We start from the raw sequence: 17,367 nt of genomic DNA on the forward strand, positions 1-17,367 counted from the left end.
AATGGATAAAAATGAAGCGATACAAAAATTTCTTCACCCAGAATCAATCGCCATTGTAGGCGTATCAAAAGATTTCACATCCATTAGTGGTAAACCGATCAAAAACCTTATTCAGCATCAATATAAAGGCAATATTTATCCTGTTAACCCTAAATATGAAGAAATTGGTGGTTATAAGTGTTACCCTTCTTTGGTTGATATTCCTGACTCCGTTGATGTCGCATTAATTGCTGTTTCAGCTAAAAGAATGTTATCTATCATCGATCAATGTAAACAAAAAGCGATTAGAAGTATCGTACTTTTTGGCTCAGGTTTTGCAGAAATAGGAGAAGAAGGTTCAAATCTACAGAATGAAGTGTTAGAAAAGGCTAAGGAAGCGAATATTCATATTCTTGGTCCCAACTGTGTCGGTTTATTAAATGTTCATTTATCACTACCAATGGGGTTTGCTACCTCGTTTGAAACAGATCGGCCCTTTATTTCTGGACCAGTCGGGTTTGCTTCTCAAAGTGGAGCGATTGGCTTTTCATTATTCGGGATGGCACAAGAAGAGAATATAGGATTTTCCTATGTCGTGAATACGGGAAATCAGATGGATATTACGACACTTGATGTCATGAATTATATGGTAAAGGATGAGCAGACATCAATCATTACTGGTTATTTAGAAAGTATTCCAGACGGGGAACAATTTATTCGATTAGCGAAAGCCGCAAAAGAAAAAGATAAACCACTCATCATGTTGAAGGCTGGAAGGTCAAAATTAGGACAGAAAGCGGCTTTATCGCATACAGCCTCAATGACTGGTTCTGACGAAACGTATCAAGCAATCGCCAAACAATATGGCATTATTACAGTGAATGATATTGATGACTTAATCACAACAGTCAAAGTCTTTTTAAATCAAAAAAGGGCAGCTGGAAATAAAGTGGTAACGATTTCTAATTCTGGAGCTGCAGGTATTGCAATGGCTGATTATAGTGAAGATTTGCAGCTTAATATGATTACGTTGACTGAAGAAACGAAGAGAAAAGTGGCAGATTTAATCCCTACTTACGGATCTGCGATGAATCCGATTGATGTGACTGCGCAAAGTTTAAAAGAACAACATATTCTAACCGATACATTGAAAGTATTATTAGAAGATACAACAATAGACAGCATTGTTTTTCAAACGACATTTGGAGGCGAATTAGGCTTTAATATTTGCAAAGCAATAGCGGAAATAGACGCGAAAACAGATAAACCGATACTCGTGACGATTACTGGCACAGATGAATTAACAGGCAAAGGAAGAAGGTATTTACAACAAAATAATATCCCAGTATATAAAACATCTTATGAAACGATGGTTGCACTAAGTTTACTAGTACAATATTCAACAAAGACTGTTAATGATGTTCAGGTAGCTGGTGAAAACATTTATCATACTGATGAAATAAAAGAACGAATTTGGACTGAAGTGAAGGTTAAACATTTATTAACAAACTTTGGCATCCGTACACCTAAAGGAGTACTCATCAATAAGGTAGATGAGATAGAGACTATGAAAGTAGACTGGGATATTCCTAAGGTGTGCAAAGTCATTTCTTCCGATATTCTTCATAAAACGGATGCAGGTGGTGTTATTGTTAATATACAGAATGAACAAGAATTAGCGTTAGCGGTTAAGGAGATAACAGAAAGTGTAAAGAAATATAATAAAGAAGCACAGATAGATGGCTTTCTTGTGGAAGAGATGGTTAAGCAAGAAGGTGTAGAATTTTTCATTGGCGTGAAAGAGGATCCTCAATTTGGTGCGATTATTGTCTGTGGGCTAGGAGGGATATTTATTGAAGTATTTAAAGATGTATCGCTAAGAAAAGCTCCAGTCAGTGAGGAAGACGCAATTGAGATGCTAATGGAATTAAAAGGTTATGCCGTTTTGCAAGGAGTTAGGGGAAAAGGCAGTCATGACATTCAGGCATTAGCTCGAGCGATAGAGAAGATATCACATTTTGCTGCTAATCAAAATGGTAGATTAAAAGAGATGGATATCAATCCTCTGATTGTGCTTGAAGAAGGAGAAGGTGTGCTTGCCCTAGACGGTGTCATCGTTTGGGATGAAAAAATTGATCATTTAATAGAATCCTTATGAATGGAGAAGTCTCTATTATGAAGAATGAATACTTACAATGGCTAGAAAAGGAGTTTAATACATCTCCTTATTGGCAGCTTCTTGGTATTACAATGGATGAATTGGAAGCAGGGAGAGCGCGCATTAAGATGTCAGTACAAAAACAACATTTAAACTCTAATGGTGTGGTTCATGGAGGCGCAACTGCCTCCTTATTGGATTCGGTTATAGGTGTCACTATTCGGTCAATGAAAGATGTTAAAGTTGCGACGATTTCATTAACAACTCAATTTCTCGCCCCTGTTAAAGAAGGGATTTTGTATGCAGAAGCGAAAATGATACATGAAGGAAGAAGAATCCAATATGTTGAGTCTATCCTTACTCAGGAAGATGGAAGTGTTGTTGCCAAAGCGCTAGGTACCTTTTCTATTAAACAGCGGATAAGTTAGGAGGTGGATTTATGGATGAGTCTATTAAAGTACCTCAACCGGAACCGATAAAAGGTGGCATGCCAGAACCGACAGAAATCAATTATTTCTTATCAGATCCCCATATTCATTTTTTATTAGCACACTATGTAAATGATGATTATCAATTAGTTAAAGATAAGTTAATTGAGTTAGGGGATAGAGCAAATAATGAAATCGATCCGCTTTCGAGAGAGGCGGACAGACATCCACCAACATTAACAATGTATGATAAGCGTGGACAACGAATAAACGATGTTAATTATCATTCATCCTATTCACGTCTCGAGGAAATCGGTTATGAAGAATTCGGCTTGGTTGCCATGAGTCATCGTAGCGGTGTCATGGGGGCTGAAACGGCTTTTAATAAAGTGATGAAATACACTTTTTGGTATGTATTTGCTCAAGCTGAATTTGGTTTATGTTGTCCGATGAGTATGACAGACTCAGCGGCGAAGATTTTGGAGGATTATGGAAGTGTAAAACTAAAGAAAGAATACTTACCCCAATTAATTAGCACGAAGAGTGATAGAATGACGGCTGCTCAATTTATGACAGAAAAGCAAGGCGGCTCGGATGTGGGTGCCAATTCAGTCAGAGCAGAAGCTAATGGAGATTCATGGTTAATCACGGGGGATAAATGGTTTTGTTCAAATGTTAGTGCTGATGTAGCACTTGTATTAGCGAGACCAACAGGTGCAAAAGAAGGAACAAAAGGGTTGGCCATGTTCTTAGTACCAAGAATCTTGCCTAGTGGAGAAAGAAATCATTATACGATCAATAAATTAAAAGATAAATTAGGGACAAAAGGAATGGCTTCAGGAGAAGTAACTTTTGAGCGGGCGACTGGTTACTTAGTTGGGGAACTTGATCATGGGTTTAAACAAATGATGTCAATGGTCAACGCTTCAAGGTTATCAAATAGTGTCCGTTCTACAGGTCTCATCAGGCGCTCTTATTTAGAAGCCTTATACACAACTAGAGGACGTATCGCATATAAAAAACCATTAGCCAAACTTCCTCTCATGCAGAAACAATTATTTGAAATGATGCTAACATCGGAAGTGGCGACATCCATGTCACTATACACGGCACATACCTTTGATTTGACCGAAACTAAAAAGGATGAGAAAGCAAAAACGATGCTAAGATTGTTAACACCTTTGTTAAAAGGTGTAATATGCAAACAAGCAAGAGTGATTGCAGGTGAATCAATGGAAATGAGAGGCGGCAATGGATATATTGAAGAATGGGCAAATGCTAAACTTGTACGTGATGCACATTTAGGGTCAATATGGGAAGGTACGACGAATATTGTTGCGCTGGATGTTTTAAGAGCAATTACAAAAAATAAGGCAAATACTGTGTTAATACAAACAATGAAAACGATTTTAAATGAAGTGACGTTTGTTGATTTTACCCCATTGAGAAAGAAGTTATTAACTAATATGCATCTATTAGAGGAAGATCTTAATCTAATAGGGCAAGTTAGCCCTACAGAAGTAGAAATGGAAGCTATTTCTATCATGCAACGCATTTATTATTTATTAGCGAATTGCTTATTGTTGAAAGAAGCTGAAATTGAAACAAAGGAAACAAGCAGTTATAGAAAATATTTTAATGCTTGTTATTATTATCATCTGCATATCCAAGAAAGTAAGTGTCGGTGTTTTCACCAAAGTGTATGGCAATGGGGAGAAGATGTTATCAATTGGGTGATTATCCCCAAATCAGCGATCTCTCATTTTAATGAGCAATTAAGTAAATAGAAAATTCTAAAAAATATTGCAATTGAAAATTGGATACAGTATCCTATAGATAACCATTTTTATAAGTAGGGTGAAGACGAACGACAACTTGTGAGAAAAAACGTGAAGCTTCGTTGTTACTACTAGCAAACCATTAAAAACATCATTTAAAGGAACCTTTAAGGATTGAATGAATGTTACGATGCATTTCCACAAAGAACATCTACGAACATTTGGCGAAAAATGAGCAGGTATTCGTCTCCACTTCTTTTAATGAATCATACTAAACCAACAAGAATATTAGGAGCAACTATGTCAATGATTGCGTATGGAATAAATGCTCATTTATAGCAAAAAAGGAGGATATAAATGAAAGTTGAGACATATGAAACGATTGACCTAAAAAAAACTCATCATAATCAAATTGCTATCTTACGTTTAAACCGTCCACAATCAATGAATGCATTGAACACCAAAATGGCGAGTGAAATCGTATCAAGTTTAGAAATCTTAAAATATGATCCAGATTTACGAGTCATTATTTTAACTGCAGAGGGGGATAAAAGCTTTTGTGTTGGAGCTGATTTAAAAGAGCGAAACGGAATGAGCCAACGTGACTGGAAAAAACAACATGATATTTTTGAAAGAGTGACTGAATTAATTCGTGAGTTTCCTTTTCCTATTATTTGTGCTGTAAATGGTTATGCGCTAGGCGGTGGTATGGAGATTGCATTAAGCTGTGATATGCGCACGGCAAATGAAAACGCTTCATTCGGTTTACCTGAAGCGAAACTCGGTCTCATACCAGGGATAGGTGGTACACAAATGGCCATAAGAGTATTACCACTTGCAATAGCTAAAGAAATTTTATTTACAGGTAAAAGAATCAGTGCTACAGAAGCTGAGACATATGGACTCGTGAATAAAGTTTGTAGAGAAGAAAGCTTATTAGAAGAGACAATTAAGTTGGCATCAGAAATTGCAGAGAACGCGCCACTTTCATTAAAGGCATTAAAGAAAGTTGTTAATAAAGGAGCAGATTGCGATTTATCTACGGGAATCGCACTAGAATTAGAAGCATATTATCGTTGTGCTAATTCTAACGATCGTTTAGAAGGAATTTATGCTTTTAATGAAAAAAGAAAACCACAATGGCAAGGAAAATAAAGGAGGGTAAAAATGGCACAGACGAAAGTCAATACTGAACATGACATGATTAGAAAAAGTGTGAAAAGTTTATGTGAGAGATTTCCGGAAACATATTGGCAAGAAACGGATGAAAGGGAAGAATATCCAACAAGTTTCGTTCAAGCCTTAACAGATGAGGGGTGGCTTTCAGTTCTTATTCCAGAACAATATGGCGGAGCTGGTTTGGGAATGACAGAAGCGAGTATTGTATTAGAAGAAATTAATCGCTCAGGCGGGAATGCGGGTGCTTGCCACGCACAGATGTATACAATGGGTGCAATATTAAGGCATGGTAGTGAAGAACAAAAACAGAGATTTCTCCCAAAAATCGCCAGTGGTGAAGCAAGACTCCAAGCATTTGGGATTACGGAACCTACAGCTGGCAGTGATACAACTAGTATTGAAACTTTTGCCCAAAAAGAGGGAGAAAAATATATAGTTAACGGACAAAAAATTTGGACATCTAGAGCTGAGCATTCTGATTTGATGCTACTTCTAGCAAGAACAACACCGAAAGAAACTGTAACGAAGAAAACAGATGGCTTAAGTTTATTCATACTAGATATGAAAGAACAACGCGATAAAATAACCATTCGTCCGATTGATACAATGATTAATCATGCGACAACAGAAGTATTCTTTGAAAATGCGGAAATTCCTGTAGAAAACTTAATTGGTGAAGAAGGTAAAGGGTTTAAATATGTTCTTAGTGGAATGAATGCGGAGAGAATATTAATTGCCTCAGAATCTGTTGGAGATGGTTTATACTTTATAGATCGCTCAGTACAGTATGCTAATGAACGTGTAGTATTCAATCGCCCTATTGGAAAGAATCAAGGTGTACAATTTCCAATTGCTAAGGCATTTATGGAAATAGAAGCTGCAAAGCTAATGAGAGATAGGGCGGCTGAATTATTTGATGAGGGAGTCAATTGCGGTGCAGAAGCAAATATGGCTAAATACCTTACTTCCGAAGCGACATGGAATGCTGGAAATGCGGCAATGGATACTTACGGTGGCTATGGTTTTGCCAAAGAATATAATATTGAACGTAAATTTAGAGAAGCGAGATTATTTAAGGTTGCCCCAATTGCCAATAATTTAGTATTAAGCTTTGTCGGACAGCATGTATTAGGATTACCAAGGTCTTATTAACTTGTACCATTTCTTTTACTACAGGGAGGGATAAGGATGACGGGACCTTTAGCAGGCATGAGAGTCGTTGATGTCACAACCAATATTTCTGGTCCAACTTTAACAATGATTCTAGCGGACTTAGGTGCAGAAATTATTAAAATTGAACGTCCGGGTACGGGAGATGACGCCAGAGGAATGGGGCCATTTATGAGTGGAGAAGGTGTATATTTTCTCCATATTAATCGAAATAAAGAGTCGGTTGTCATCGACCTTAAGAAACAAGATGGGAAACAAATCGTTTATGATCTTGTCGAATCGGCAGATGTATTCGTTGAGAACTTCCGACAGGGAAAAGCTGAGCAAATGGGATTAGGTTATGCTAAATTGAAAGCAATAAACAATCAAATCATCTATTGTTCATTATCAGCATATGGCCAAAGTGGGCCGCAAAAATTGCAACCGGGCTATGATGCTATTGCTCAAGCTGAAACAGGTATCATGGGTATCAATGGAGCCAAAGACGCTGAATTAGCGAGAGTACCTGTCTCTATTTTAGATCAAGGAAGTGCAATGTGGGGTGTGATTGGTATTCTATCTGCACTTTTGCATCGAAAGCATACAGGTGAAGGGCAATTTGTTTCTACTTCTTTATATGAAACCGGTTTATTTTGGAGTAGTTATCATATGCTTTCCTTTTTAGCGACAGGAGAAGAACCACAGAAAAACGGCTCTGGTCACACGGCATTTGCTCCTTATGGTGCTTACTTGGCAAGCGATACGTATATCATGATTGGCATTTCTAATCAATCGCTATTTGAAAGATTATGTCGGGTTTTAAATAGTATGGAGTGGCTATCAGATCAGCGATTTAGAGATAATAAAAATCGTGTGGAAAACCAATACATCTTAAAAGAAAAAATAGAACTGATACTTCAAAGGGAAACTGCTGATTATTGGGTGACGGAATTAAGCGCGGCAGGTATCCCAAGTTCCAAAGTGAAAAAAATATCTGAAGTCATTGACGCAAAACAGACAGAAGCCCTCGACATGTGGGAACAAGTAACACATGATACAATTGAAGATTTACGTCTCCCAAGACTACCTTTTCAGCTAAGTAAATCTACACCTAAGGTGAAAACGGCATCGCCAAAACTAGGGGAAAATACGGATTATGTCCTACAATCATTAGGCTATACGCAAGAAAGAATAGCAGAACTTTCATCCAGCCAAGTTATTGCACCTTATGAAAAAGAACTGAAAAACAGATAAAGCATTTATGAGCTCTTCTATTAATGTGGTAAGACATTTATAGGAAGAGCGTTTCTCTTGGTTCAACTAACACGTAAAATAGAACAACTGTTTTTCATCTACAGTATCAAAAAAGTTGAAGAAAAGATGTGTTTGATGAATATTACATATGAAGTGGTAATATTTCATTACTACGATAAATATTTCTTTTCATGAGAAAGATTTCTGCTATAATAGTTGTAATACTGAAACGTTTTAATAGAAGAAAGAGTCAAAATTATAAATGAACGATTGAAAGAGGGCTAGTAAATAGGGATTGGCATGAAAGAGAGTGGAATTTATCAGCTGAAAGATTCCACCATGTTTCAACCTATTGAACCTGCCTCTATAGTCTGGTGAAAACCATCAGCGGTGATTGAGACGTTAACTCATAAAGTGGAATGTTTAAAAGAGAGCATTCAATTAAGGTGGTACCGCGAACCTAACTCGTCCTTATGTATTAAGGCTTGAGTTAGGATTTTTTTATCTTTTAAAAAACTAGACTGAGACATCACTACATGGGTGTTCGTGCTCTTAAAAGGAATGAATCATATGGGGAAGAAAAGAATGATCGTTAAAATTGGCAGCAGTTCATTAACGAATGAAAGGGGAGAGATTGACCGCTATAAATTTACCGATCATATATTAGCAATTGCAAAAATACAGAAGATGGGCCATGAAGTGATTGTCGTATCCTCGGGAGCAGTAGCAGCAGGTTTTAGAAAACTAGGTTATTCTTCCCGTCCCATTACATTAAAAGGGAAACAAGCTGCGGCTGCTATCGGTCAAGGATTATTAATTCAAAGTTACATGGAAGCCTTATTAAAATTTGACACCTTGGCAGCGCAAATTTTACTGACTCGATCCGACTTTAACAATCAAGTCCGCTTTAGAAATGCGTACGATACGATTATGGAACTGTTAGATCGTAAAGTCATACCGATTATTAACGAAAATGACACTGTTTCTATTGAGGAATTGACTTTCGGGGATAATGATATGTTATCAGCACTCGTTAGCGGGCTTGTTCATGCTGATTTACTTGTAATTTTAACAGATATTAATGGCTTATATGATCAAAACCCGTTTAAGTACCCAAATGCCAGCCGAATTGACTTCTTAAATGAAATTACTGATGTGCAAATGAAAGCGACAGACGGTGCGGGCTCTAAAGTTGGTACTGGCGGCATGTACTCAAAGTTGAATGCTGCTAAAACAGCTATGGAATTAAATGTTCCGGTTTTTATCGGTACTGGTAAAGGTGAAGACAAACTTATAAGCATCCTTAATGGAACTGGAGACGGTACATATCTTTCTAATCAGCAAATGAAAAAGATTAATACGAAACGGCAATGGATTGCCCTTCATTCAACGGTCAAAGGAAAAATCTATGTGGATAAAGGTGCCGAAAAAGCACTTGTGCATGGTGGTGGCAGTCTATTATCACCTGGAATTGTTAAAATTGATGGAAGTTTTCTTTCGGGTGAGGTTGTTGAAGTGAGGTTTGAAAGTCAACTAATTGCTAGGGGAGAAGTAAGTTGTTCTAGTCAATATCTTACGCAAACAGCACATAAGAAAAACCGAATTAAAGAAGTGATTCATCGTGATAAATTAGTTTTGGAATCGAATAGGAGTGAAGGGAAATGACAAGTGAAGTATATGAAAAAGGTAAGTTAGCAAAAAAAGCGAGCTATCGTTTAAGTGGAGCTACGACAGCAGAAAAAAATCAAGCATTAAAGGCCATTGCCAATCAATTAATAGAAGATCAAGAGGAGATCCGTTTAGCCAATGAAAAAGATATAAGGATGGCGCGTGGCCACATGAATGACAGTATGATTGATCGTCTTATGTTAGATGAGTCTAGAATAAAAGCAATGGCACAAGCGGTCACTGATATCGCACAACTTGACGATCCTATAGATCGTGTATTGCAGACAATAAAAAAAGAAAATGGTCTACTTATTCAACAAAAGTCAGTCCCACTGGGTGTTATAGGCATGATTTACGAGGCAAGACCTAACGTAACTATTGATGCAGCTTCACTAGCTTTAAAGACAAATAATTGTGTAATTTTACGAGGGAGTAAAACGGCTCTACATAGTAATCGTGCGCTTGTCCAAACTGTTCATCGGGCATTACAATCGACGGAGCTACCAATTGATAGCGTCTTATTAATTGAAGATACGAGTAGAGAAGCTGCCAAAGAATTATTTCATCTTCATACTTTTCTCGATGTGCTTATCCCTAGAGGTGGAAAAGGATTGATTGATACTGTTGTACGTGAGGCATCCGTGCCGGTTATTGAAACAGGCGCAGGCAATTGCCATATGTATATTGATGAGTTTGCGGAATTAGAAATGGCGAAGAAAGTAGTATTAAATGCGAAGAAACAAAGACCTTCTGTTTGCAATAGTATCGAATCTCTTTTGATTCATACTCATTGGTTGGAAAAATACGGGGGAGAATTTTTAGCTTACATGGAGAACGAGGGAATTGAAATGGTTGGTGATCAATATGTGAAAGCCATTCTTCCTCACATCGAATTAGCCACTACAGAAGATTTTCACAGTGAGTTTCTTTGCTTAAAAATGAGCGTTAAAACAGTTGCCTCTGTTGAAGACGCCATTACTCATATTCGTCAATATGGGACAAAGCATTCAGAAGCAATTATAACTGAAAATAATGGTCGTGCAGCAACCTTTATGAATCATGTAGATGCTGCTGCTGTTTATCATAATGCTTCAACAAGATTTACAGATGGATTTGAATTTGGTTTTGGCGCTGAGATTGGCATTAGCACACAAAAAATGCATGTGCGTGGACCAATGGGATTAAAAGCATTAACATCAAGTAAATATTTTATTGAAGGCAATGGACAAATAAGAGAATAATTGTTAGCTAGAAGTTAGAGGAATTTTGCTAGCGTTAGAGAAGTATAAATGAATAAGATGATATTCTTCTAAAAAGGTGTGACTTATACATGGAAACTATTCCTAAGCCAGCGGCGACAGTCTTATTAATCAATCCACAAGGACAAGTATATATGACGAAACGCCCAGCAACAATGAAATTTCTTGCTGGGCATTATGTTTTTCCTGGTGGCGCAGTGGATGAGAAAGACTCGCTGCTAACTAATAGATTAATTGCTCCAACAGATCAGGCAAATATCCCTTTAGCTTATTATGTTGCTGCCGCAAGAGAAGTCTATGAAGAAATTGGAGTTTTCCTTGGATGTGATAGAACAGGGGAGCCGCTCTCATTTCAAAGAGAAGAAAGTTTGAACGATAGGAAAAGGCTCTTAAAAAAGGAAATAAGTTTTATCGAGTTATTAAAAGAAAAAGAAGCCGCGCTAGATTGTCGCTGCTTCACATATATCGGCCATAAAACGACACCAGCAAAAAGTCCAATACGTTTTGATACACGTTTCTTTATTACGCGTCTTCCAAAACGGCAACAACCAATTCCTGATCCTTATGAAGTGGCAGAAGCCAGGTGGATATATCCAAAAGATGCTTTGCATGCATATGAGAAGGGTGAAATTAAACTCATACACCCGACTATCCGTTCACTTGAAAAAGCAATTTGTTGGTTAGATGCTACTTCATGAATAACTTGAGTAAGCATTTCTGTTCTGTATAACCTTTCTTTCTTCTATCAACTTAATTAAATGAGCTTCTGTTGTTTTTTCTGCCACTACTTTGTTTGAGGGGTGAATATGACCAGCGTATATCTTATTCGTAATTTCGTGTAATAACAGGGGCTCATTCTCTTTTAAAATTTGTAAAATTTGTTCTTCTCTCTGTATCCTTCTATTCAGTACATAATCAATATGTTCGTATGGATTATTAATCCAATCGCCATGACCAGGACCAACCATTGTTAAGGATAATGATTTTATTTTTTCTAATGTGATGAAATAATCTTTCATATTCCCATCTGGTGTACCAATCCAAGAAGTTCCCTTTTCTATTAAATTGTCACCTGCCAGTAAAATCTTCTTAGAAGGTAAATAAAAGCTTAAATGGCCTGAAGAATGCCCTGGGAGATGTAATGCGATCAGAGATTCATCGCCTATAGATATTTCTTCGTGATCAGAAAGGTAATGGAGGTGATCAATTTGAACATTCCTTCTGATTTCCGGCTCCTCAAGTGGATGAGCAAATATAGGTATTTGCCAATCAAGAAGTTGTTTCACTCCAGGTGAATGATCTTTATGTCCATGGGTGAGAAGAATCGCTTTCGGAATGGGAAGCTCATGTTTTTTTAGTGCTGTATGTAGTGTTTCTCTTGTAATGGGTTGATTATAACCAGTGTCAATGATTAGAGTTTCCTCTTTATTACCAATGATGTAGCTATTTGTTGTTGTATATGGCCAAAGAGTGGGAGTAGGAATAGGTATTCGTAAAACACTAATATCAGATTTCATTATGTCCACCTTTTATAAATAATTTGAATATTATGAATATTTTTTAGCTATTGATACTTACTAAAAAATTATGCTATGATACATAAGTATGGCTGTTTTTTATTATTGTGTAAAAGTATCCAATATAATAATAACAAAAATATTGAGATGTGTCAACTAATTTTTTATCGAGGAGTGATTCTATGCAAGAGCGACAAGAAGAGCAAAAAAGGGTTGATAGAATAATACATGAAGTGATTAAGAAGCAAGTCGCTTATATAGAAAATCGCGACCACGTACAAAAGGATGTAAAGCAATTAAAAACAGGATTTTGGGATGATGTGACAGTCAACCTAGAGGAAATGGACGATGTAATTGAGACATTTCAAAGTGTAAAGCAGCAAGCAGAATTATTAGGGGAAAGAGAACGGCGAATGGGAATGCTCGATCAATATGTCAACATATTGTCGAAACAAAAAGACTCACCCTATTTTGGCAGAATTGATTTTAAGGAAGATGGGGAAGAAAAGGAATCCATATATATTGGTGTTGCCTCATTAATGGATGAAAACGATGAGCAGTTTCTTATTTATGATTGGCGGTCACCTGTTGCGAGTATGTATTACGATTACACACCTGGAAAAGCAAAATATGACACCCCTTATGAAACAATTATGGGAGAAATGTTATTAAAGCGTCAATTTATTATAAAAAAGGGGAAAATTGAAGGGTTATTTGATACGGGTTTAACGATTGGCGATAGTGTGCTGCAGGAAGTGTTAGGTGGACACGCAAATGCACAGATGAAAAGTATTGTTGCTACGATTCAAAAGCAACAAAATGCAATTATTCGCAATGTGAAAGACGATTTGATTATTGTTCAAGGAGTGGCAGGTAGTGGGAAAACATCAGCAGCATTACAAAGAATCGCTTACCTACTATATCATTATAGGAAATCATTACATGCTGAAAATATCATGCTATTCTCGCCAAATCCGCTATTTAATAGTTATGTTTCTCAAGTGTTACCAGAATTGGGTGAGAAAAATATGAAGCAGGATACTTTTTGGCACTTCATTCAAAGTAAGTATGATGCAAAGCTTACGATAGAAACACCGCTTGATCAATTAGAATTTCTTCTTCAAGAAAATGATTCAAGTGAAAAAAGAGTCCAGGAAATTGAAAATAAGTCCTCTTTATCCTATAAATCTTCTATGGATCAATATATTAGCCATTTATTAATAGAAGGGATGATTTTCCGTGATATCACCTTTCATAATGAAAAATGGCTGACTGTCGATGAAATCGGTGAGAAATTTTATTCTTACGAAAGTAATATCTCAATCGCGAACAGACTGCAACTTATACAAGAATGGATCCTTTCTATAATAAAGAAAAAGGAGAAAGCAGAACGGAAAAAGGCATGGGTTGAGAATGAAGTAGAATTACTTGATAAAGAAGATTATTTACAAGCATATAAAAAGGCACAGCAAATAGATAATGATGGCTTTATGCAACCAGAAGTTGAGCAAGCGTATTTGATGAAAATGGTTGTAAAAAGGAGACTTAAGCCACTTCGGAAACAAATCAAATCTTTCTATTTTGTTGATATACTTGCAATGTACGTTGAGTTTTTACGTACAAGTAACAAAGATGATTCGGGATTAGAGGCAACTGTATCTGGTGATATGCTGTATGAAGATGTGGTACCCTATTTATATTTAAAACAACAATTACTAAAGGAAGATGGTCATACGTCTGTACGTCATATTTTTATTGACGAAGCACAGGATTATTCACCCTTTCACTTTGCCTATTTAAAAGAGTTATTCCCGCATAGTAAGTGGACGTTATTGGGAGATGTGAATCAAACTATTCACTTTCACGCTGACAATCAGTCTGTCCTTTTTAGTAATGAAAAAGCTACAGTTTATCAATTAAGACAAAGTTATCGTTCAACAAAAGAGATTACGACATTTACTTCAAGTCTACTTTTGAATAATGAAGATATCATTCCTTTTAACCGAAGTGGCGAAAAGCCCGTTATCAAAAATGTGGATGAGAAAGAAGCGCTAACGATACTCATAGATGTCGTTCGTCGATCCGTCTCGCTAGGCCATGAAACCATTGCGATCATTGCTAGGAGTGCGAGTCAAAGTGAGGAGTGTTACCGTCAATTATTTCCTCATTTTAACAATGTGAACCTTATCCATCAAAAAACAACGGAATTTCAAAAAGGAATTACCATTATTCCATCTTATTTAGCAAAGGGGATTGAATTTGATGCTGTTGTTATCCCCGATGGTGAACAATATAAAAAAGAGAGGGACCGCTTTTTATTCTATACTGTGTGTACGAGGGCAATGCATCAATTAGTCATCCTGCAAAAATCGCAAACGAATCCGTTTATAAATGGAGCAAATGTGCACACATATGAATCTATATTATAATGATTGTTTTAGGTATGTAGGATATTATTCGTATCTTGCATACTTTTTTTATATCTTTTGATGTGTTTTTACAAATTAAAGGAGGAAAAGGGGATTTCTTGCATAACCCTTTTAAGGGAGCAATTTTTGCTTTCAACCTGATTAGAGGGAGGAATGTGAAGTGAAAAAAATGGTCGCTTGTATTGCCATCGTCACGCTATTTATGTTAACAACCTCTCAAGTATTTGCTGCTAAAACGATTACGCCTCAAGGAAAGCTTAAGCCACCAGGAGAAGTATTCACGCCGGGAGAATGGTTTCTCGGAAGTGTACCACCGAATTTAGATACAAGTAAACCCCCGATTGTCTTTGTTCAAGGAAAAAATGGTAGTTCAACTAGTTGGTATGAAGAAACGGAATATCATGGTGTAAATGATATGTATACAAAAGCGTATGAATATGGTTATCAAACTGTGTTTTTACAATTGCATGATGCGGCAGGGGAAGGTTCGGCAAGCCAATTTGATAACGGTGAACTTCTCGCTTCGATGCTTGCTGATATTTCCGCGCATTTTCAAGGGAGAAAATTAAATATTGTCGCTCACAGTAAAGGTGGGCCAGATACACAAGCGGCCCTCATTCATTATGGTGCACACGCATATGTTGGTCGAGTCATTACATTAGGTTCCCCTCATCATGGTTCACATTTGGCTGACCTTGCTTATAGTTGGTGGGCAGGGTGGTTAGGTACGTTGTTAGGGCAAAAGGATGATGGGACCTTTTCTTTACAGGTAGGTGAAATGGCTCACTTTCGCTCAATAACTGATCATCATTCTAATGCAACGAAGAATAAGTATTACACTGTTTCCGGGACAAATAAGGGACCGTCAATGTCCGCTTTATGGATGGGTGGCCAATACTTATCCTCTGAAGGTGAAAATGATGGTTTAGTTAATGATTGGAGTACAAGATTACCATATGGTACACATCTCTTTAATGACACCTCTCTCGATCATGATAAAATTCGTATGGGCTCCGCTGTATTTTCTAGAATTGAACCATATTTGCGTACATCATCTGTAGCCGGATTGAAAACGGATGATGTAAAAAGTAGCGACACATTTATGTCTGAAGATATTTCCTCCTATACCCACGGTGGCGAATGGCAAGGGAATGCCCTTTATAAACAATCCTTTCATGTGGATGAACAACTTAAAAACATACAAATCTGGACATCAACGAAGGATGTTAAAGTTAGATTAATCTCGCCAACTGGAAAAGAGTATCAAAGTTACGCTTCATCACCTAAAAGTGCAGAAATATTTAATGGGGCAGCAGCACATAGTTTTACTGGCATTATATCTGAAACAGGCCGTTGGCAAGTGCAACTAACATCTAATAAGAAAGATAATGCCTATGTGATGAATGTTACCCATGAAGGGAAAAATAATCTAGAACTAAAGATGAATCCACTTTTCTCAAAGGATCCAGTTGCTTTCTCCCTACAATCAAACAACAATATACAATCTATCACAATGAATACGAAATTAGTGGATAAGAACGGCAATACAGTAGTGGCACCTTTAGATGTACAAAACACTTCGCGTAATGGGTCAATTGGCCAATTTAATGCTAAGTTAAGTAGTGGTGTTTATAATATGACTATTGATATAAAAGGTAAAACACTTCAAGGGGCCCCTTATGAAAGAACAGTTATTCGCTCGTTTTATGTACAATAGTAGTGTTTGATTTATCGTTTGATTGATGACTGAGGTGCTGATACTGGCATCTCTTTTTCTTTTTAACTAAAATAAAGGCAAGTCAATTGAATTAGATGGGGTGAGATGTGAATGAAGTTTATAAATAAAACAGTTATTGTCACTGGTGCAGGAAATGGAATTGGTCAAGGGGTTGCACTCGCTTATAGGCGGGAAGGTGCCAATGTAGTAGTGGCTGATTGGGATGATTCTAACTTTGCTGCGCTTGAAGCAAAGGGGCTTGATTGCCTTCAGATAAATGTCCAAGAAGAAGCAGACATTCAACGATTATTAGAACAAACAATCGAGAAGTATGGACAAGTAGATATTCTCATTAATAATGCTGGTGTATCTGTCTTTAAACCTTTGTTCGAATTAACATTAGACGAATGGGATCGTGTCATCAATACAAATGTAAGAAGCGTATTTCTAGCCACGAAAGAAGCGGCGAAATATATGAAAAATAACGAAACTGGTGGAGCGGTTGTAAATATGGCTTCTACTCGTTCGATGATGTCTGAAGTCAATTCAGAAGCCTATGCTGCTTCAAAAGGTGGCATAGTTAGTTTAACTCATGCATTAGCTCTTTCCCTAGCAGATTATCACATTACGGTTAATTGTATTTCGCCAGGGTGGATTGAGACGAATGAGAAGGCGGAACTGCGAGAAGTTGATCATCATCAGCACCCTTCAAGGAGAGTCGGGACGGTAGCTGATATAGCTAAAGCCTGTCTTTACTTAACAGATCCAGAAAATAACTTTGTGAACGGAGAGAATATTACTGTAGATGGTGGTATGACGAAGAAAATGATATATGAAGAATAAATAAATGAT

At 37.1% G+C, this 17,367-nt stretch carries 13 protein-coding genes; 12 read left to right on the plus strand and 1 reads right to left on the minus strand.

From position 1 onward, the window contains the following. Window position 1 precedes the first annotated feature (1 nt). The 9 genes from MKX83_RS11755 (at window position 2) to MKX83_RS11795 (ending at window position 11,550) form a co-directional block, all read left to right on the plus strand. On the plus strand, window positions 2-2,137 hold the full coding sequence (locus tag MKX83_RS11755) for an acetate--CoA ligase family protein (RefSeq protein WP_341055483.1): 2,136 nt from the start codon (window positions 2-4) through the stop codon (window positions 2,135-2,137). Between the two features lie 17 nt (window positions 2,138-2,154). After that, window positions 2,155-2,565 (plus strand): PaaI family thioesterase, encoded by a 411-nt coding sequence (locus MKX83_RS11760; RefSeq protein WP_180316969.1) that lies wholly within the window; start codon window positions 2,155-2,157, stop codon window positions 2,563-2,565. A gap of 11 nt (window positions 2,566-2,576) precedes the next feature. Beyond that, on the plus strand, window positions 2,577-4,352 hold the full coding sequence (locus MKX83_RS11765; protein WP_341055485.1) for an acyl-CoA dehydrogenase family protein: 1,776 nt from the start codon (window positions 2,577-2,579) through the stop codon (window positions 4,350-4,352). Between the two features lie 348 nt (window positions 4,353-4,700). Beyond that, window positions 4,701-5,498, plus strand: coding sequence for an enoyl-CoA hydratase/isomerase family protein (locus MKX83_RS11770; protein ID WP_307314088.1), 798 nt, complete (start codon window positions 4,701-4,703; stop codon window positions 5,496-5,498). A gap of 12 nt (window positions 5,499-5,510) precedes the next feature. Further along, a complete protein-coding gene (locus MKX83_RS11775) occupies window positions 5,511-6,674 on the plus strand; it encodes an acyl-CoA dehydrogenase family protein (RefSeq protein ID WP_233435257.1) in 1,164 nt (387 codons plus the stop codon). Window positions 6,675-6,710: 36 nt separating this feature from the next. Next, window positions 6,711-7,925, plus strand: coding sequence for a CaiB/BaiF CoA transferase family protein (locus MKX83_RS11780; RefSeq protein ID WP_095373351.1), 1,215 nt, complete (start codon window positions 6,711-6,713; stop codon window positions 7,923-7,925). 570 nt (window positions 7,926-8,495) lie between these two features. Then, entirely contained in the window at window positions 8,496-9,590 is a 1,095-nt protein-coding gene (proB, locus tag MKX83_RS11785) for a glutamate 5-kinase (RefSeq protein WP_322909304.1), read from the plus strand. After that, complete coding sequence (locus MKX83_RS11790) at window positions 9,587-10,834, plus strand: glutamate-5-semialdehyde dehydrogenase (RefSeq protein ID WP_341055487.1); 1,248 nt, start codon at window positions 9,587-9,589, stop codon at window positions 10,832-10,834. Before proB ends, MKX83_RS11790 begins: the two co-directional genes overlap by 4 nt. A gap of 89 nt (window positions 10,835-10,923) precedes the next feature. Further along, on the plus strand, window positions 10,924-11,550 hold the full coding sequence (locus tag MKX83_RS11795) for an NUDIX hydrolase (RefSeq protein WP_341055489.1): 627 nt from the start codon (window positions 10,924-10,926) through the stop codon (window positions 11,548-11,550). Here MKX83_RS11795 and MKX83_RS11800 read toward each other — a convergent pair. Beyond that, window positions 11,545-12,369 (minus strand): MBL fold metallo-hydrolase, encoded by an 825-nt coding sequence (locus tag MKX83_RS11800; RefSeq protein ID WP_095373347.1) that lies wholly within the window; start codon window positions 12,367-12,369, stop codon window positions 11,545-11,547. The genes MKX83_RS11795 and MKX83_RS11800 overlap by 6 nt on opposite strands. Window positions 12,370-12,551: 182 nt before the next feature. On the opposite strand from MKX83_RS11800, the gene helD reads away from it, so the two are divergent. The 3 genes from helD to MKX83_RS11815 all read left to right on the plus strand — a co-directional run bounded on the left by helD (window position 12,552) and on the right by MKX83_RS11815 (window position 17,358). Then, window positions 12,552-14,798, plus strand: coding sequence for an RNA polymerase recycling motor HelD (helD, locus tag MKX83_RS11805; RefSeq protein WP_095373346.1), 2,247 nt, complete (start codon window positions 12,552-12,554; stop codon window positions 14,796-14,798). Window positions 14,799-14,967: 169 nt separating this feature from the next. After that, window positions 14,968-16,515, plus strand: a complete 1,548-nt coding sequence (locus MKX83_RS11810) for an esterase/lipase family protein (RefSeq protein WP_341058619.1) — start codon at window positions 14,968-14,970, stop codon at window positions 16,513-16,515. A gap of 111 nt (window positions 16,516-16,626) precedes the next feature. Continuing rightward, complete coding sequence (locus MKX83_RS11815; RefSeq protein WP_095373345.1) at window positions 16,627-17,358, plus strand: SDR family NAD(P)-dependent oxidoreductase; 732 nt, start codon at window positions 16,627-16,629, stop codon at window positions 17,356-17,358. The last annotated feature ends 9 nt before the right edge of the window (window positions 17,359-17,367 follow it).

Origin of the sequence: Cytobacillus sp. FSL M8-0252, from assembly GCF_038007345.1 — a bacterium.
In the GTDB taxonomy this organism is placed as follows: Bacteria; Bacillota; Bacilli; order Bacillales; family Cytobacillaceae; genus Cytobacillus; species Cytobacillus kochii.